14 protein-coding genes and 1 pseudogene are annotated in these 17994 nt (G+C 62.0%); 8 read left to right on the forward strand and 7 right to left on the reverse strand.

The features are described from left to right. The first annotated feature begins 414 nt into the window (after positions 1–414). Entirely contained in the window at positions 415–2154 is a 1740-nt protein-coding gene (gene ggt, locus E5X88_RS24195) for a gamma-glutamyltransferase (RefSeq protein WP_292165795.1), read from the forward strand. Between the two features lie 67 nt (positions 2155–2221). On the opposite strand, the gene E5X88_RS24200 is transcribed toward ggt, so the two are convergent. The 4 genes from E5X88_RS24200 to E5X88_RS24215 form a co-directional block, all read right to left on the reverse strand. Beyond that, the gene (locus E5X88_RS24200; RefSeq protein ID WP_162457886.1) at positions 2222–2566 is read right to left on the reverse strand and encodes a hypothetical protein; all 345 of its coding nucleotides are present in this window, start codon (positions 2564–2566) and stop codon (positions 2222–2224) included. Further along, a complete protein-coding gene (locus tag E5X88_RS24205; RefSeq protein ID WP_292165798.1) occupies positions 2567–2761 on the reverse strand; it encodes a hypothetical protein in 195 nt (64 codons plus the stop codon). A gap of 145 nt (positions 2762–2906) precedes the next feature. Beyond that, a complete protein-coding gene (locus E5X88_RS24210) occupies positions 2907–4763 on the reverse strand; it encodes a TonB-dependent siderophore receptor (protein WP_292165818.1) in 1857 nt (618 codons plus the stop codon). Then, a complete protein-coding gene (locus E5X88_RS24215) occupies positions 4697–5068 on the reverse strand; it encodes a hypothetical protein (RefSeq protein WP_292165821.1) in 372 nt (123 codons plus the stop codon). Before E5X88_RS24215 ends, E5X88_RS24210 begins: the two co-directional genes overlap by 67 nt. 211 nt (positions 5069–5279) lie before the next feature. On the opposite strand from E5X88_RS24215, the gene E5X88_RS24220 reads away from it, so the two are divergent. From E5X88_RS24220 to E5X88_RS24230, 3 genes are read left to right on the forward strand one after another with little or no spacing between them, the layout of a single operon-like run. Then, complete coding sequence (locus E5X88_RS24220) at positions 5280–6155, forward strand: ABC transporter substrate-binding protein (protein ID WP_292165800.1); 876 nt, start codon at positions 5280–5282, stop codon at positions 6153–6155. Next, on the forward strand, positions 6148–8193 hold the full coding sequence (fhuB, locus tag E5X88_RS24225) for a Fe(3+)-hydroxamate ABC transporter permease FhuB (protein ID WP_292165801.1): 2046 nt from the start codon (positions 6148–6150) through the stop codon (positions 8191–8193). The genes E5X88_RS24220 and fhuB overlap by 8 nt, the downstream gene beginning before the upstream one ends. Before the next feature lie 29 nt (positions 8194–8222). Further along, positions 8223–9104 carry an alpha/beta hydrolase-fold protein gene (locus tag E5X88_RS24230; protein WP_292165802.1) on the forward strand — a complete coding sequence of 294 codons (882 nt, stop codon included), beginning with the start codon at positions 8223–8225 and terminating at the stop codon, positions 9102–9104. A 324-nt stretch (positions 9105–9428) separates the two neighbouring features. On the opposite strand, the gene E5X88_RS24235 is transcribed toward E5X88_RS24230, so the two are convergent. Further along, the gene (locus E5X88_RS24235) at positions 9429–10229 is read right to left on the reverse strand and encodes a GNAT family protein (RefSeq protein WP_292165803.1); all 801 of its coding nucleotides are present in this window, start codon (positions 10227–10229) and stop codon (positions 9429–9431) included. A 383-nt stretch (positions 10230–10612) separates the two neighbouring features. Then, positions 10613–11434, reverse strand: a complete 822-nt coding sequence (locus E5X88_RS24240; RefSeq protein WP_366929973.1) for a hypothetical protein — start codon at positions 11432–11434, stop codon at positions 10613–10615. A gap of 412 nt (positions 11435–11846) precedes the next feature. On the opposite strand from E5X88_RS24240, the gene E5X88_RS24245 reads away from it, so the two are divergent. The 4 genes and pseudogenes from E5X88_RS24245 to E5X88_RS24260 all read left to right on the forward strand — a co-directional run bounded on the left by E5X88_RS24245 (position 11847) and on the right by E5X88_RS24260 (position 16831). After that, the gene (locus tag E5X88_RS24245) at positions 11847–12086 is read left to right on the forward strand and encodes a hypothetical protein (protein WP_292165804.1); all 240 of its coding nucleotides are present in this window, start codon (positions 11847–11849) and stop codon (positions 12084–12086) included. A 407-nt stretch (positions 12087–12493) separates the two neighbouring features. After that, positions 12494–14413, forward strand: coding sequence for a potassium transporter Kup (locus E5X88_RS24250; protein ID WP_091600265.1), 1920 nt, complete (start codon positions 12494–12496; stop codon positions 14411–14413). A 918-nt stretch (positions 14414–15331) separates the two neighbouring features. Next, entirely contained in the window at positions 15332–16108 is a 777-nt protein-coding gene (locus E5X88_RS24255) for a DUF1403 family protein (protein ID WP_287186066.1), read from the forward strand. A 5-nt stretch (positions 16109–16113) separates the two neighbouring features. Beyond that, a pseudogene (locus E5X88_RS24260) lies at positions 16114–16831 on the forward strand (SMC-Scp complex subunit ScpB). 416 nt (positions 16832–17247) lie between these two features. Here E5X88_RS24260 and E5X88_RS24265 read toward each other — a convergent pair. Further along, positions 17248–17985, reverse strand: a complete 738-nt coding sequence (locus E5X88_RS24265; RefSeq protein ID WP_236378329.1) for a nucleotidyltransferase — start codon at positions 17983–17985, stop codon at positions 17248–17250. Between the last annotated feature and the right edge of the window lie 9 nt (positions 17986–17994).

Consider the following 17994-nt stretch of genomic DNA (forward strand, 5'->3'; position numbering starts at 1 on the left):
AGGCCTTTCACGTCTCGGACGGAGTTCCCCAGCAACCACATCCGAAACGATCGGACCAAGACAGCGACCCGAGACGTAAGTCCCTTTGCCTCCGTTTAAGACCGTGCTGAGGAAGGTCTTGGGAGGTTCGGCGGTAGGCCACGCCAGGACCAATGCTGCCGAAGCGGCTATGATTCGTCAACTTCGCGGCGAAGGTCTGCTTTGGGCAGCAGATCTGCCGAGGCGTTCAGTCAACCGAGCTCGGCGAGGTGATCCCGGAACCGGCGTGGCAATGCCCTTTGTCGGAAAGAGACTTATAGGATTGATGAAGCGGTCGGTGAGGGCGTGCACCAATCCCTTTCCGTTCCATTGCCATGGACTCGATCGCTCCGACAGGGTCTTCTAGGCACATCCAACGCCTCTCGGAGAACGGCCATGCACCACACCCGCCGAACGCTGATCGCCGTCAGTCTTTCCCTTACCTTGACCTTTGCGCCGCTGGTGACCGCATTCGCCGCCTCGCCGCAGCCGGCGAAGGGCGAGCACGGCATGGTGGTGACCGCCCAGCATCTTGCCTCTGAAGTCGGCGTCGAGGTGCTGAAGAAGGGCGGCAACGCCGTCGATGCTGCCGTCGCCGTCGGCTATGCGCTGGCTGTCGTCTACCCGAACGCCGGCAACATCGGCGGTGGCGGCTTCATGACCATCCGCTTCAAGGACGGCCGCTCGACCTTTCTCGATTTCCGCGAGCGCGCGCCGCTCGCCTCGACGAAAACCATGTATCTCGACAAGGACGGCAAGCCGGTGAAGGGCGCCAGCCTCGACGGCTATCTCGCGGTCGGCGTGCCGGGTTCGGTGGCCGGCTTCGAGACGGCGCGGGAAAAATATGGCACGCTTACGCGGCAGGACCTGATGGCGCCGGCGATCCGCTATGCCAAGGACGGCTTCGTGCTGGAGCAGGGCGATGTCGCTTCGCTCGAAGGCGGCGCCGAGCGGCTGGCCAAGGATCCGGCGGCCGCCGCCATCTTCCTGAAGCCGGACGGCAAGCCTTATGCCATTGGCGAGCGCCTTGTTCAGGCCGATCTCGCCGCCGCGCTCTCGGCCATTTCGGAACAAGGTCGCGATGCCTTCTACAAAGGATCGATCGCCGACGGCATCGTCAAGGCGAGCGCGGAGAAGGGCGGCATTCTGGCCAAGGCGGATTTCGAGACCTATGCGGTCCGCGAACTCGAGCCGGTGACCTGCAACTATCGCGGCTATGAGATCACCTCCTCGCCGCCGCCGAGTTCGGGTGGCGTCATCATCTGCGAGATCCTCAACGTGCTGGAGGGCTATCCGCTATCCTATCTGGGCGCCGGTTCCGCCGAAACCGTTCGAATCATGGTCGAGGCGATGCGCCACGCCTATGTCGACCGCAACTCGGCGCTCGGCGATCCCGACTTCGTCGACAATCCGGTCGAAAAGCTGCTCGACAAGAACTATGCGAAGGAAATTCGCGAAAAGATCGATCCGTTCCGGGCCGGCGTGTCGCAGGAATTGATGCCGAAGGGTTTTGGCGAGAGCCAGGAGACGACGCATTATTCGATCGTCGACAATGACGGCAACGCCGTCGCGGTGACCTATACGCTGAACGGCTCCTTCGGCGCCGCCGTCGTCGCCGACGGCACCGGCATCCTGCTCAACAACGAGATGGACGATTTCACCCAGAAGCCGGGCGTGCCCAATCTCTACGGCCTCGTCCAGGGCGAGGCGAATGCGATCGAGCCGAGGAAGACGCCGCTGTCGTCGATGAGCCCGACCATCGTCGCCAAGGACGGCAAGCCGTTCATGGTCATCGGCAGCCCCGGCGGCTCGCGCATCATCACCATCACGCTGGAAGCGATCGTCAATGTCGTCGATCACGGCATGAACATCCAGGAGGCGATCGACGCACCGCGCATCCACCACCAGTGGCTGCCCGACACGGTCTATATCGAACCGTTCGGCCTGTCGCCCGATACCGAAAAACTGCTTGCCGGCATGGGCTACCACCTCGATGTCGCCGATGCGACCTGGGGCCAGGCTGCCGGCATCCTGGTCGGCGGCAAGAGCCTGGCGGACATCGAGAAGGGCGGCGGCGCCCGCTACAACGGCGCCATCGACAGCCGCGCCGCATCCGGCAAGGCGATCGGATATTAGATTTCGTGCGCCCGGGGTCTGTTGAGATTCAGGCCAGGCCGGCATCACCTGAATATCGGCAGACCCGTCAGATGACCAGCGTTATGGTGGAGGCAATCAGCATCACGGCCGCGATGCCGACGAACAGGGCATAGATACGCGGCCGGTCGAGCAGGAGCGCATTTCCCGATATCCACGCCGCAGTGGCGCCGCCAAGCGCGTAGAGGAAGCCGTTGCGATGCCCAAAGGTCAGGGATGCGGCCATCAGGCCGCCAATGACGAGGGCGCCGAACACGATGATCACCGCGACCGCGTATTTCTCGAAGTCGTTGCTGCCCACAGCCGGACCCATCACGTTCAACGTCGACAGATCGTCCGGGTCGAACGGGTTGGCCGACCCATATTCGTCTTGACCGACAGGCTCGCGCATCATTCATTCTCCTTGAAGCGGCAACAAATCATCAAGCCTTGCCGAGCGCAACTGGATCGCGCCGCGTTCAATGCGATCGGCACGGTCTTCAACACTTTCTGGCGACGGCTTGCCACCGTTTTTTGGATTTATCCGGATCGTCCTGCCGCTCCAGGCGATCTGTCCGACTGGAATCGCCAGTCGGAGCCGTTTCAGCATGCAATGCGTTCATGGAGGAAACATGATGCTGGAGCATCGAACCCAAAGTGGGTACCGGTTTTGGGGAAATCCGATGCTCAGACAAAAGCCAGAGCGGTGGCACGATTCGCCGCCGCTCTGGAGGCAGCCTCGAACCGCCGCCGGCCTAGAACTTCATGCTGAGGCTGCCCTTGATGACGCGGCCTTCGCCATAGATGCAGCTGAGGTCGCCATTGCTGCCGGCCTCATAGCACGTCGAGTAGTAGGTCTTGTCGAACAGGTTGGAGACATTGAGCGCGGCCTGCCAGCCATTCTTCTTGTAGCGGAGTGCTGCGTCGACCAGCGTGCGGCCGGGCACGCTGACCGCGTTCGCATTGTCGCCGAAGCTTGCGCCAATGTAACGCACGCCGGCACCGACGCTTAAGCCCTCAAGCATGCCGTGGCCGACCTCGTAATTGGCCCACAGCGAGGCCTGGTGTTCAGGCACCAAAGATGGGCGGTTACCAGTGTCGTCGCCCTTTGCTATTTCCGCGTCGAGATAGGTGTAGGCCGCGGTCATGCTCAGGCCGGAAGCGAGATCGGCGTTGGCCTCGATCTCAAGGCCGCGATGGCGAACTTCCCTGGTCTGGACCTGGAAAAGGGGATTCGTGAGATCGGTCGTCAGCACATTGGTCTTGCGCAGGTCGAACAGCGAGGCCGTGATGAAGCCGGGGAAGAAAGTCGGCTCGTATTTCACGCCGACTTCGTATTGTTTGCCCTTGGAAGGCTGGAACGGCACATCGGACTGGGTCTGGCCGATATTGGTGGTGAAGGATTCGGCATAGCTGGCGTAAGGCGTCAGGCCATTGTCGAAGAGATAGCCGATGCCGATGTTGCCGGTGAAGGCATGGTCCTTCTGCTCGTAGCTGCCCGTATCATCAATCCGGTCCAGATTGGTGTTGTCGACCCAGGCCTGCCTGCCGCCGAGGGTCAGGATCCAGTGGTCGGCGATCTTGGACTGGTTCTGCGCATAAAGACCGATCTGGCCGATCGTCTGGACGCGATCCGTAATAATAAGGCTCGGCGGCGTGATCGGGATTGAGTAGTCCGGGTCCAGCGTGTCCAGCGGCGGACCCTCGCCGTAACCGTTCTGCCCGTCGACCGACTGTCTGCTGTAGTCGAGACCGAACAGCAGCTTGTTTTCGACGGAACCGAAGTTCGCCCTGTATTCGGCCTGGTTGTCGACGCTGAACAGCCTTGCCGTCTCATCCACCGTGAACAGCGTGCGCGCCATCGTATGGTCGTTGATCATGTCTGGGCTGACACCAAGCCATTGGCCATAGTAGAGCTGCCGGTAGTCGGTCTCCTGCTGCGAGTAGCGGAGGTTTTGCCGCACTGTCCAATTGTCGTCGAACTCATGGCTGAACTGATAGCCGATCGAACCATGGTTGGCATCGAAGCGGTCGAAGTCCGGCGAGCCGGTGAAGAAATTGCGCGGCAGATTGCCATATTCCGCTGGCAGAAACTGGATCGGCGTCAGCCTGTCCCACTGGTAGTTGGCGAGGATGGTCAGCGAGGTCTGCGCATCCGGCTGCCATGTCAGCGCCGGCGCGACGAAGATGCGGTCGTTGCGCGAATAGTCGGTTTCGATCTCGCCGTTACGAACCAGCCCGGTCAGCCGGTAGGACCACACGCCGGCATCGTCGATTGGGCCGCCGACATCGAGACCGGCCTCGACCGTGTTGAAGCTGCCATAGCTGAGGAAGCCGTCATAGATCGGCGTGTCCGTCGGCCGCTTGGTGATGGCGTTGACCATGCCGCCGGCCTCGTTCTCACCATAGAGAACCGAGGACGGCCCCTTCAGCACTTCGACGCGCTCCAGCCCGTAGGGCTCGATCTTGAAGCCGGAGAAGTCGATCACCTTCTGCGGCAGCCCGTCGCGGTAGATCGCCGACGTGCAGAGGTCGAAGCCGCGGATCAGACACTGGTCGAAGCGCTGGTCGATGCCCCACGGCGACGTGGTGACGCCGGCAAGATAGGACAGCGTGTCCTCGAGTTGCCCGGGCTGACGGCGTCGAGCTGCTTGCGGGTCACCACCGATACCGACTGCGGAATCTCCTTCAGCGGCGTGTCGGTCTTCGAGCCGGTGGTGGTGTTCTTGGCGATGTAACCGTCGTCCGGGCCGACCGGGCTGTCGATCTGTCCCTCGACATTGATGGGGTTGAGCTCGACCGTATTTTCCTGTGCGAGGGCCTGGCTGCAAAGCAGGGTCGAGAGGCATGCCGCAGCGGCCAGGGTGCCTTGGCCGATGGCCCCGTTTCGCGCCGCACGATATGCATTCAACGTCATCCCGATACCCCTCAATGTCTGCAATGCGCGCGTTCCAGTCGGCGCAACAAAATGTTGACTCTTTTAGTCATCTTCAATGTTGACTATTGAAGTCATGTTTCATAGTCAACCGGGCATCGGCGGCGATAACCAGATTCTGGAAACGCGGGTGCAATGAGCTGGAGAGAAATCTAGGACCGTGACCAAGACTCACATTCAGACGGCCATCCGAATGACCCGGCGCCGGGCGCTCGGACTTGTCGCGCTGCCCTTCATCGGCATGGCGCCCTCGAAGGCCGAGGCGAAGCCGCTGCGCATCGTCTGCCTGGATGACGGGCTGGCCGAGACCTTGCTGATGCTCGGCGTCAACCCAGTGGCCATTGCCGGTCGCGACGTCTGGGAGAACTGGGTGGTCGAACCGCCGCTGCCGCCGGAGATCGCCGATGTCGGCACCTTGCTGGAACCCAATCTCGAACTGCTGCAGCAGCTCGCCCCGGACATCATCCTGGCCATGCCGTATCTCGACAGCATCAAGGCGCTGCTCGAACGCGTCGCGCCAGTGACGACGATCGGGCTCTATACCGAAGCGGGACAGCCCTATCAGCGCGCCGTCGAGGCAACCCGCCAGCTGGCCAGGCTTGTCGGCAAGGAAAGGGAAGGCGAAGCGCTGATCGCGGCGACGGATGCGTATTTTTCAGAGGTTCGCCAGAAGCTGGCGCCACTGTCGGCGCGGCCGATCTATGTCGTCAGTTTCATGGATCCGCGCAACGTGCGCGTCTATGGCAAAAAAAGCCTGTTCCAAGAGGTGTTCGATCGCATCGGGCTGCGCAATGCCTGGACAGGCGAGACCAACTATTGGGGGTTTTCGACCGTCGGCATCGACGGCCTGGCGACATCGAGCGACGCGCGCCTTGCCTATCTCGAACCCTTGCCCGAGGGCGCCGGCGGCACGCTGACCGAAAGCCCGGTCTGGAACGCCATGCCCTTCGTACGCAACCGCTCGATCATGCGTCTTCCCGCCGTCCTGATGTTCGGCGCGCTTCCGTCCGCCACCCGTTTCGCCCGCGTCCTGGCCAAGGCGATGACCGGGGAGGCTGCCCGTGGCTGAGGACGGTGCAGCCCTGGCGAGAGACGGCAAGCTTGCCGGGCGGACATGGCCGCGCGGCACGTTCGGCAATCAGCCGGTGGGCGCGATCCTGCTCTGTGCGGTGCTATCAGCGGCAGCGGCGGCGGCAACCGTCTCCAATCTCACTGTGCAGCTGCCGTCGGCACTTTGGCTGCAATCGCTCACCGCCCCCGACATCGAGGACATGCGGCAGGTTCTCGTCCACTATGCCTTCCTGCCCAGGCTTGCGGTCAGCCTCTTGTGTGGTGCCGCGCTTGGGCTTGCCGGAACCGTCCTGCAGCAGGTTCTGCGCAACCCGCTGGCGTCGCCGGAAACCGTCGGCGTCTCGGCCGGTGCCCATCTGGCGCTGGCCTTGGCGACGCTCTTGGCACCCTCCTTGCTCGCCTTCGGTCGTGAATGGGTGGCGCTGGCGGGTGCCTTCGTCGCCATATCAGCCGTCTTCGCCCTGTCCTGGCACAAGGGCCTGTCGCCGCTATCCGTGGTGCTCGCGGGGCTGATCGTCAGCCTCTATGCCGGCGCGATCGGGGCGGCCCTCATCGTGCTGCAGCACGAATGGCTGGCCAGCCTGTTCATCTGGGGTGCCGGTTCGCTCGGCCAGCAGGACTGGACAACGACGCTGTGGCTGTTGCCGCGCATCGGTGCCGCGGCGGTCGCGATCGGCTTGATGGTGCGGCCACTGACCCTGCTTGGCCTCGACGATGAAGGCGCGCGCAGCCTCGGCGTTCCGCTTGGCGTCTATCGCTTCGCCGGGCTGGCTGCATCCGTCGCGCTCACCGCCTTCGTCGTCGCAGCCGTCGGCGTGATCGGCTTCGTCGGCCTGGCGGCCGCGTCCCTTGCCCGCATCGGCGGCGCGCGCCGGCTGAGCCAGCGGCTGGTCATGGCGCCGCTCATCGGTGCATCACTTCTGTGGGCCGCCGACCAGGCGGTGCAATTGGCGACCGGGCCGCAGGGCGACCTGCTGCCGACCGGCGCGATCACAGCCCTTCTCGGCGCGCCGTTGCTGCTGTGGCTGCTGCCCCGCCTTGCCCTTGGCCTGGAGGTCCCGGCGCTCACCGCGGAGCGTCTGCCCAGAATAGGCCGGCCTGGCCTTGTGCTGGCGGCAATCGGTCTGTCCCTGCTTCTGCTGCTCGAGCTGGCCTTGCTCTATGGGCCGGGGCCGCATGGCTGGACAATCGCCTTCGGCGATCAACTGCAGCCCTTGCTGGCATGGCGGTGGCCCCGCGTGTCCGCCGCGTTTGCCGCCGGCGCGATGCTGGCGCTTGCCGGGCTGATGATGCAGCGGCTGACCGGCAATCCGATGGCAAGCCCCGAGGTGCTCGGCATCAGCGCCGGGGCGGCGCTCGGCATGATGGTGGCGCTGTTCGCGCTCTCCGATGCGGGCCGCCCGGCCCAGACCGCGGCGGCGACCGTCGGCGCCTTCGCCGCTCTGCTGGTGACGCTGGCGATCGGGAGGCGCGCCGCCTATGCGCCAGAGCGCCTGCTGCTGGCCGGCGTGGCTTTGACGGCGCTGTTCGACGCGCTGATCCTGGTGCTGACCGCCACCGGCGACCCGCGCGCCGTGAAGCTCCTCAACTGGCTCACCGGCTCGACCTATGGCATCGATGCCGATGCTGCGCTTCTGACCGGCGCCATCGCAATTGTCCTATCGCTTCTCGCCCCGCTTTTCCTGCGCTGGCTGGAGATGCTGCCGCTCGGGTCCTCCGCCGTTCAGGCCCTTGGCATCGATGTGCCCAAAACCCGGCTTCTCGTGCTGCTGATGGTCGCTGCGCTCACGGCCGCGTCGACGCTGATCGTCGGGCCGCTGACCTTCATCGGCCTGATGGCGCCGCATCTTGCCCGCCGCCTTGGGCTGGCCCGCGCGCTGCCGCAAGCCGCCGGCGCGGTACTGGCCGGGGCGCTGATCATGGTCGCCGCCGACTGGATCGGCCGCACCGTCATCTTCCCGCTTCAGATTCCGGCGGGGCTCGTCGCCACGCTGATCGGCGGCCCCGTGCTGATGTGGTTGCTGCGCCGCCGCTGACGCCCCTCATTCCAGCACAAGAGATGTTCATGTCCGAACTGATTTCGACGCCCGCTCTGATCGCCGACACCATGGTCCACGATCTTGCTCCGGCGCATGGCGGTGAACCCTACCGGATATTTCTGCACGTGCCGGCAAAGCCAGCGCCGCAGGCCGGCTGGCCGGTTCTCTACATGACCGATGGCAACGCCGTGATCGGCACCGCCGTCGATGCCATGCGCGCGCAAGCGGGTTACCCGCTCGGCACCAATGTCGAGGACGGCGTCATCGTCGCCATCGGCTATCCCCTGGCGGGCGCCTACGACCCGCTCAGGCGCTCATGGGACCTCGGCCCGCCGCCGGGCAAGACCTACCCGCCATTCCATGATGGCGGCCCGGAGGTTCGGACCGGCGGGGCGGAAGAATTCCTCGCCTTCATCGAGGACGAGTTGAAGCCGTGGGTGGCGGGCCGCGCCAGGATCGATACCGGCCGGCAGGCGCTTTACGGCCATTCCTTCGGCGGCCTGTTCGCGCTCTATGCCCTGTTCACCCGCCCTCTCGCCTTCCGCACCTGGGTGGCGGCCAGCCCGGCCATCTACTGGGAGGATCGCGCCATCGACCGCTTTCTCCAGGCGTTCGAAGCCGCCGTACCGGATGGCTTGAGGACGCAGGTGATCCTGTCGGCCGGCGAATACGAGACGGAAAAGCTGGCGCCCTTTCAGGTCGGCGCCGCGGACGAGGCGCAACGCCTGGAGCACAAGATGCTGACGCGCACCGACGAATTCGCGCGCCAGATGGCCGAGCGCCTTGGCGCCATTCCCGGCCTGAGCGCCGGTTTCGAACTGCATGCCGGCGAAAACCACATGTCCATCCTGCCGGTCACGGTCAACCGAGCGGTGCAGGCGGCGTTCGCGGTGCATCATCATCATTAAACGCAGGGCTTTGAGCGCGCCAAGTGCCGGCGACAAGGGTTGCGCGATCACGGAATCGCCTGTGCTCGGTAGAGGACGCACAGCTTCCTATCGGACCTGACTACGATCGTGCAAGCGTCGCCCAAGGCGGGCTTGAAGACTTTGGCGGAGAAGGTGGCCGGCGCCACTTTTGGGGGGGCGTTGGGGAGGTTGCCTGATCGGCGCCGGCCTAGCGGAAATCAGGTCCGCCGCAAGGAAACATAACATGCACGACAAAGTATGACAGTGGTGTGATCACGTAAGACCGATCGCGCTTCCCGATGCGGTGCGCCGCAGTGGTTTCATTCAGTGTTCAGCCAATGCGGGACTATCCATCGCTGGCCCCTGGTAGAGCTTGCGCTCCATGGCGGCTTTCGCCGTTGGCCAGTCGTCGGCCGTTATCGCATATCGTGCGAGGTCGCAGTCTCTTCCGTCGACCTGTCTCGCGCTCCTGGCGATGCCCTCCAGAGTGAGTCCGGATTTTTCCATCGACCGCCTCGCGGCGATGTTTTCCGCGGACGTTTCGGATTCCCAGCGGCGAAAGCCGCATTCGTCGAAGGCGCGGACCATGGCGAGGTAGGTTGACTCCAGCGAAGCGAGTGTCCCGGCAAGTGATCGAGACTTGATGACACGGCCGGATTCTACTGTTCGGTGGGTCAGATCGATCGAGCGGTACGCGCGGATGCCGAGCGCTCTGCCATCCCGCACGATCGCATAGATATCCGATGTGGCCGGGCGGGAGAGCAATCTGTCGATCAGAGACCGTTTTCCACCGGACTTCGTCATCTGGTTCAGGTGCCCGACAAACTGGCTCTCTGACGAGATGATCGGCCAGTTCATGAATTCCACATAGTCATTCAATTCTGTGCCGCCTAACGCCTCCCAAAGCTGCGGGCCGTGCTTCTTCGGGATCAACATCTCGTTGATGACATAACGACCTATCATCGGGGTTCGCGGTAACGGCAATGCAGCTGTCATCGTCGAAGCTAATCCGAGTTCCGCGTCTGAGGGAAGCCGGGTACAAAACACGACAACATCCGCGTCGGCGGCTATCCGCAATTTGGGATCGGGAAACGCGCCTGAGCAGCGCAACGATTTCTTCTGCAATAGGGTCTGGCTCGGATGAAAACATGTCTTTCATCCGTAGGGCAGGCTCCTTCGGTAATGGTGCTTGTCCGCGAGCAACTCCTGCGCCGGGTCGGTTGGGCTGTTCGCGTCCGCAACGTCAAGTTCTTGAAGCCGGGTTTTCCGAGTCGGAGAGGGCCTGTTCGACGATGGTGCCGATTGAGCAGGGCTGACACGCTGAAGATCGCCGCCACCAAAGCCCTCAGTGCGTGGTGACGGCCGACCCCGGGGCAGGTGACGCTGACAGGAACCTTGTGGCGCTGGCGGGACAGCGCCCCTCTTCCCTCGCGCTGGCCAAGAAAAGCCGCCGAGGCGAAACCCGGCGGCTTGATCGTTCGACTGGGTCGTTTCAGCCGCGATCGGCTTTACGGCGCCGGAGCCAGCTTGGCGGCCACCTGGTCGATCTTGTCGGCAAGCACACCCTTGGCCCAGTCCGTGACCTCGGCGTCGACGGGCTTGTTGGCCATGTCGGCCAGTGCCGCGTCGAGCGATGCATCGTCGGTGCCGACAGCGGCCTGGTCGGCAGCCGTCTGGGCCGCGGCAGCCGCTGCTTCGGCATCCGAGACCGTGGTTTCCTGAGCCGCGACCTGCGCTTCCAGATCCGCGATCTGTCCCGGCAGGGCCGCCTGTTCCTCGGGCGTCATGGCAGCAATCTGGTCAGGCGTAAGCGCGTTCAACGTGTCGAGCTGCGCGTTCAGGGCATCCAATTGGGCCTGAGCGTCGGCCGCCGCCGCGGCCGCCTTGTCAGCTGCGGCCTGTGCGATCTGGGCGTTCGCGGACGCCACCACAAAAGCCTGTACGGCAGCGAACTTCTTGCTCTTGGAGTTCATATAGGCGTTGACGTTGCGTTGCAGCGAGTTCAACCGGCCGAGCTTGGCATGGATATTCTTTTCCTTGGACACGGAGGCGGTCTGCTCAGAGTCGTCAGCAGCAGTCTCCGTTTTGGCCTTGGCCACCTGCCCCTTGGCTGACGCCGACTTGCCATGCGAACCGCTATTGCCGGAATTGCCGCCAGCATTGCCGTTGCCGCCGTTACCGTTGCCGCCGCCGTTACCGCCACCATGGCCGTTACCGCCTGCCCCGGCCAGCGCCGGAGATGCCAGAAGCGCGAACACGGCAAACGCGGCGAAAAGAGTCTTTCGGGATGTCATGATTCCTCCTTTTTGAATCGCACCTTCGAAAATCAATATAACCACCAAATATGACGAAGAGCTAATTTATGTCTGAGAAACTTTAGGCAAAATGCGGAAATCCGGCTGGTTGCGACACCGACCTGCACCGAGGCCCTCGCATCATCCGGCGACACAAAATCCCTGTCAGCACCTCGGCTCTTCGACCGCCCTGACCATCGACACGAGTCGCCCGGCGGCGCAGCCGATACCGCCATGCTCGAGGAGGGGCCGCACCTCTGTATACCCCCGTGTGGCAACGACTCCGATACAGATCGCTGATGCAGCAAATTCGGAGGAGCCCTCGCGGCAGGTTCATCTTCCCCCTCCCATGTCGCGTTCATGTCGCGTGGAACTGCCGATAGTCGCAGGAAACCCTTGGAAATCAACGGTAGCCGTTTGCAACATGGTGCGACATGAACGAGCTGGGGTGGCCAAGTTTGCCGCCCCGCAAGGCATTGATTTTATTGGAGATTTTATGGTGCCCAGAGGCGGATTCGAAGCGAAGGAAATCTGGCTTTGTTTCCAAATAGTTGACACCCACACAAGAGCAGGGATAGCCAACAAAAATACCAACAAAATATTTCTGTGGATTGGTTCGGTTCCCGGATATCGCTCTATTCGCTCAATGCCATCGGATCCCAACCTCATCTCAGAAGCGGAGCGTTGAGCAAGTCGCAGGTCCGCTGCTGCCTCCAATTTCCCCGAGATCTGATCGCCCTTACCACTTGAAGATGGCGGCGAGAGCGTCTTTCGACTTGACGCTTACGTCCTTGAAAATATTGAGCTTTTCGCGGCATTTGTTAGACAGTCTGTTACACGGCTACAGCGTTAATTTAAGCTCTCGGCATCTGAGCTCGCGCGCCCGAGCATCGACCTAATCCGATACTGGCTCGGGGCATCGTTGCTCCCGGAGCTTCAGCATAGTCTCGCAAAAATTCCCAAGCCGCTTCGGGGCTGACGAGTCTGCGAAGCCGACGAGCGATAGGCAATACCGAGACGCAGACATTACGTGACGGCACTTGATATTGCAGTGCAGCAAGCGTAGAGCACCGCCCGCTTATCGGAGTGTCGTCCATGGCCCTTACCAATGCTGGTAACGAGGCAGAACCTGTCGAACAATCGAGCCATTCTGAGGTCGAGCAGCACAGCACCAAGGTGCTGATGCTGGGCGCGTTGGGCGTGGTTTACGGCGATATCGGCACCAGCCCGATCTATGCATTCCGAGAGGCGTTGCACGCATCGGCCGGTGGCAACGTCGCCAACCGTGGCGACATCCTCGGCGTACTCTCGCTGATCATCTGGTCGCTGACGATCACCGTCACCATCAAATACATCATGTTCGTGCTCCGTGCCGACAATCGCGGCGAGGGCGGGGTGCTGTCGCTGATGGCGCTGGCGCGCAACAGTTTCCCGACGCGCTCGGCGGTGATCCTCGGCATCGGCATTGTCGGCGCGGCGCTTTTTTTCGGCGACGCAGTCATTACGCCGGCGATCTCGGTGCTGTCGGCGGTCGAAGGTATGAATGTCGTCACGCCGACATTCCAGCCCTATGTGGTGCCGCTGACACTGGCCATTCTGGCGGTCGTGTTTGCGGTACAGCGGTTTGGCACCGGCGGCGTAGGATTGGTGTTCGGGCCCGTTACCGCGCTGTGGTTCCTGGCCATCGGCCTTTCCGGCCTCAACCACATCATGGACGACCCGGAAATCCTGCTGGCAATCAGCCCGCATTATATCGTGTCATTCCTGATCAACTCGCCCGAAGTCGCCTTCGTCACGGTTGGTGCGGTTTTTCTCGCCGTCACCGGCGCTGAGGCGCTCTATGCCGACCTCGGCCATTTCGGGCGCAAGCCGATCGTGCTTGCCTGGCTGGCCATCGTGTTTCCTTGCCTGTTGCTCAACTATGTCGGGCAAGGCGCCTTCGTGCTGGCGAATGGCGGTGTCGTCGGTCATCCCTTCTTCGAGATGAACGAAGGCCGGATGCTTATCCCGATGGTGGTGCTGGCGACGGCGGCGACCGTGATCGCCAGCCAGGCGGTGATCTCCGGCGCATTCTCGCTGACCAGGCAAGCAGTGCAGCTCAACATGCTGCCGCGCCTGGAAATCCTGCATACGTCGGAAAGACAATCCGGCCAGATCTATATGCCGCGCGTCAACATGCTACTGGCGCTCGTGGTGATGCTGCTGGTGGTCGGCTTTGGCGAATCCAGCAAGCTTGCCTCGGCCTACGGCATTTCGGTGACAGGCAACATGCTGGTGACGAACATACTGCTTTATGTCGTCATGACGCGCATCTGGAAATGGCCGCTCGGCGTCGCGATAGCCTTAATGGCGGTGTTCGTCTTCATCGATACCGGCTTCTTTGCAGCCAACATCGTCAAGGTATTCGAAGGCGGCTGGGCCTCGCTTGCCATTGCCGCAGTGATCGTGATGACCATGTGGACTTGGATAAGAGGCACCAGGTATCTATTCGACAAGACGCGCAGGAACGAGATTCCGCTCGATTCCCTTGCAGGCAATCTGTTGAAGAGGAAACCGCAGCTGATGTCCGGTACGGCCGTGTTCCTGACCAGCGATCCCGCCAGCGCGCCGACCGCGTTGATGCACAGCCTGAAGCACTACAAGGTGCTGCACGAACAGAATGTCATCCTCTCGGTGGTGACGGCGCAACAACCCGTCGTGCCCGACAGTGACCGGGTCAAGATGGAAACGATCAACGAGCTGTTCATGCGGGTGACGCTGACCTTCGGCTATATGGAGCAGCCCAATATCCCGCGCGCGCTGGCGATTTGCCGCAAGCAGGGCTGGAAGTTCGACATCATGACGACCTCTTTCTTCCTGTCGCGGCGCTCGCTCAAGGCCTCGCCCAATTCCGGCATGCCGGTCTGGCAGGACAAGCTGTTCATCGGGCTGGCGCGCACGGCGGCCGACGCAACGGAATATTTCCAGATCCCGACCGGACGCGTCGTCGAGATCGGGACACAGGTGGCGATTTAGTGCATGCCGCAGTTCAGCAGCTGAGAAGCCACTTGAGCGTGTCCATAGAAAGCGCCTCACTGAATACCAAACATCCCATCCTCTGTTTGGTACGTTTCCAACTCTTGATATCTTTAGGAATTGACCCAAGGATCGCTGCTTGGGTTCTGTCTCGGAGGCGCGACTTCGGTGAGCAGAACTCTAGCAGCCCTTTCCCAGACTCTCCGCATGAATCGGAGTAGCCTGCTTCCATCGGCGATTTACATCATGGGCATCGCCGTTGAGCGACGGCCACGCTTCCGCCCTAATGGGAGGAACAGCTATGGTCAGTAACACCAGCTCAATGAGTGGCATTGCCTATCCCAGCGACCTGGCTTTGTTGAAGCAGGTCTTTGATCGTGTCTGCGCCGAGGCAGGTATCTCCGTTAGCCGCATGCAGGCGGAGCGCCTGAGCGTGAGCGTAATGGCACTGTTCTCGGACGGCGAGTTCGATGAGGCCGTTCTTTATGAACGCTTAAGCTTGATGCCCGCTCCTTGCCCAGAACGGGCAGCGTATGACCTCCGATCATCAGGAAGTCCTCACGAGCCTTGTAGCTCGTTATGAAACCGTAGTGTCGATACAGGACCGGATCGTTGAGCACGACCGGGCGTTTCGGGCCTAGCATCCGAATTGGATGAAGGCCTACTGGAGCGGCTGCTCGTCTCGTTACGGAAGGCCCGCGTCGCCCTGGAGCGCGAGATTGGGCCTACTTTTTAGTCCCGCTGTAACTATCGTTGGAGGTTCGCCACCGAGAGGAATTGGCCACGGACCTCGACAGTGGCTGCACCGAGACGGATCGACCGCTGCAAGTCTTTAACCGACGTGGACCTGCATTTGTTCCCCTAATGCAACCATCCCTGATCTGCGGGTTACGCAAAAGGCGGGGAACCTCGGCCGACATGATAAAGCGCGACATAGCTGGGCATAAGTCCCTTGCAGACGCCGTTCGGGAGTTGATCGGAACCGAAGACAATCGTCGTCATGTACAGAAGCTGTTTGGGCCAGTCGACACAGAGCTAAGCCCAACCCTAGCTTCATTACTTGAGGCGGAGAAACTGCTGACCGAGGCGAGCATCGGCGCGGTGCTGGATGGCCTCGGTCTCGCGCGTTATGACGAGGGCGTAAGCGACCTGACGGACGAACTTCGGCAGCTAGCCGCCACTGACGGGACGGTGGGAATGATAACCGGCGCCGTCGCGATCGCCGAACGCCACGGCTTTGCGCGCGCCCTTGGAGCCTGGCTCGCCGACGCCCTGCTGGCGCAACGGCTGGGTTGGGCACACGCGGTGCCGTTGCTCGGCGCCGAAGCGGCCCTGGGCACAAGCGTCCGCCCGCGTAGATCAGCAGCCAACTCGGTGGCGACAGGCATTGAGACCGATCCTGAGCGTGCCAAAAGTCTGCTTGCCGCGCAGGCGCGGGCTGCGCTACGCGCCATCGATCTTTCCGCCGAGCTCGAGCGCCGCTCGGACCAGCTGCTTGCTGTTGCGCCGAAACTCAGGGCCAAGGCGGCGGATCTTGTTGTCGACAAGCTGCTGTCCGACGATGCGATCGTTGCCTCGGAAAAGATCGCCGGTAGGAGTGGCCGTGGGCTGCGCCGCCTGTTCGACCGTCTGGTCGAGCTAGGCGCCGTCCGAGAGCTATCCGGCCGCCCGACCTTCCGCATCTACGGGCTCTGACGATAATGGTGCAAGCGGCGCGCAGGCGAGGGGGGAGCCGGTCAGATGACCGTCGATCAGCTGACCAGCTGTTTGACCGGGAGCTGGATCACCTGCCGCCGGAGGCGCGTTGGCGCGAATGGATGAACCGTGTCGAGGCCACGATCTTTGCTGCCGGTGAACCAGTCGGCCGCGAGACGCTGGCTCGCGTCGTCGGCAAAAGCTGCAGCATTGATCTTCTCATCGACGACATCCGCGAAGAACTGCGCGGTCGACCCTATGACCTCGTTGCCGTCGCTGGTGGCTGGAAGCACCTGACCCGGCCTGCCTATGCCGATGCGATCCGCAGTGCATTTGACACAGCCGTTGGCGGCGGTGGGGGTGCGGGCGATCTCACGCAGTCGGAGGTGCTGGTGCTGATGTGCATCGCCTATTTCCAGCCGATCACCCGCGCCGAGCTTTCTTCCTTCTTCGGCAAGAGATCAGTCGCGATTTTATTGGTCATCTGCGCGGTGCCGGTCTGATCGCTTCCGGCCCGCGTAGCCCGACGCCGGGCGCGCCCACACTTATGTCACGACCAAAGAATTCCTGCTGGAGTTCGGGCTTGATACGCTGCGCGATTTGCCGGATTTCGAGGCGCTCGAGGATGCCGGGTTGCTGTCGAAGGAGAAATTACTGGCTGGTGACATCATCCCTGACTTTGTTGTCGACCAAGATTACGTCGGAGTCGAACTCGACAAATAGCCGTGCCGCTTTGCGAGTGAGTTTTGTCCGAAATTCGTAGCATATTTCTGACCTCTCAACCGTGATCTCGTACGAAATAGGACTACATCTTTCGGACAAAGTCCCCGGCATTAACCCGCCAATCGCTTCGGTTGCCGCCCGAAGCGCCAAGCTAGTCGCGGAGCCTCAACAGGTTGTCCTAGGTTAGGTCGAGGCGACTGATAGGAGGTTTGGAGCGTCGGCGCCTGCCCAATTTCAAAGGCGTCGGGCACGCTGGAAAGGCTGACTTGGCTGCGCTCGAGCTGCCCATTCCAACGACGGGGAGGGGACACGACATTTGACCGACCTGCGATCAGTGATGCGCATGATCGCGTTTACAGGGACGGCAGGCTCAGCCGTGTTGGCCGGGGCGGAAGTGCTATCACAAGAGTTGCTCGCTACGCCGGGATAAGCTTCTTGACCTCGATCTCAGCCGAATTCGGCATGTCATCGGCTTCGTACTTGCGGACCCTGGCGATGATGTCCTTGGCGCGCGTGATCTTGTCGTTGCGCCATTGGGCCACTTCGTTCGCCGACAGGTTGTCGAACACTTTGAAGAAGTAGTCCTTCTGGGTGTAGCAGCCATAAAAGCCCAGGCCGACGATCCATTTTTCGAGGCCGTACGAATCGTAGACATAGCCGGCTTCTGCGTTCCAGAATTTGACGAGGCGCACGGTTGGCTTGATCAAATAGGAATTGTTGCCGTTGACAGTCTCGAGCGTGCTGTTGAAATCGTTCGGGTTCGTGCTTTGCCACTCATCGGGACCCTTGGGGATCTGATACGTCGTGCCCCACGAGAGCAAGGCGGGCACTAGGTCGAACTTGATATGGTTGAGCTCCAGCACCACCGTGGGGCTCGATTGGTAGAGTTCGGAGTTGGCGTATTTCTGCTCGGCGAACTTACGCAGTCGGGTGAGGTAGGTCTGTGGGTTCAGTCCGCCTTTTTCAAAAACGATCATGTAGTCAACGTCCGAGTGCGCATCCATCTTGCGGGGAAGGATCGTGCCACGGGTGTGCGAGCCGAACCGGAAATGCGACGTTAGGCCATCACCGGCGACCGTGAAATAACTGGCCAGCCGGGAGCTCAAGGTCGTGACCGAGGTCGCGATCGAGGCCTTCTCGTCGGCCGAGAGCACCGCGTCGCT

The sequence above is a fragment of the Mesorhizobium sp. genome (assembly GCF_004962245.1).
Lineage (GTDB): Bacteria > Pseudomonadota > Alphaproteobacteria > Rhizobiales > Rhizobiaceae > Mesorhizobium.

Bases quoted from the DNA above. Each gene is read 5' to 3' on its own strand.
- E5X88_RS24205 (WP_292165798.1), bottom strand. From the start codon at position 2,761: ATGCTGAAACGGCTCCGACTGGCGATTCCAGTCGGACAGATCGCCTGG.
- ggt (WP_292165795.1), top strand. From the start codon at position 415: ATGCACCACACCCGCCGAACGCTGATCGCCGTCAGTCTTTCCCTTACC.
- E5X88_RS24230 (WP_292165802.1), top strand. From the start codon at position 8,223: ATGTCCGAACTGATTTCGACGCCCGCTCTGATCGCCGACACCATGGTC.
- E5X88_RS24250 (WP_091600265.1), top strand. From the start codon at position 12,494: ATGGCCCTTACCAATGCTGGTAACGAGGCAGAACCTGTCGAACAATCG.
- E5X88_RS24255 (WP_287186066.1), top strand. From the start codon at position 15,332: ATGATAAAGCGCGACATAGCTGGGCATAAGTCCCTTGCAGACGCCGTT.
- E5X88_RS24220 (WP_292165800.1), top strand. From the start codon at position 5,280: ATGACCCGGCGCCGGGCGCTCGGACTTGTCGCGCTGCCCTTCATCGGC.
- E5X88_RS24200 (WP_162457886.1), bottom strand. From the start codon at position 2,566: ATGATGCGCGAGCCTGTCGGTCAAGACGAATATGGGTCGGCCAACCCG.
- E5X88_RS24215 (WP_292165821.1), bottom strand. From the start codon at position 5,068: ATGACGTTGAATGCATATCGTGCGGCGCGAAACGGGGCCATCGGCCAA.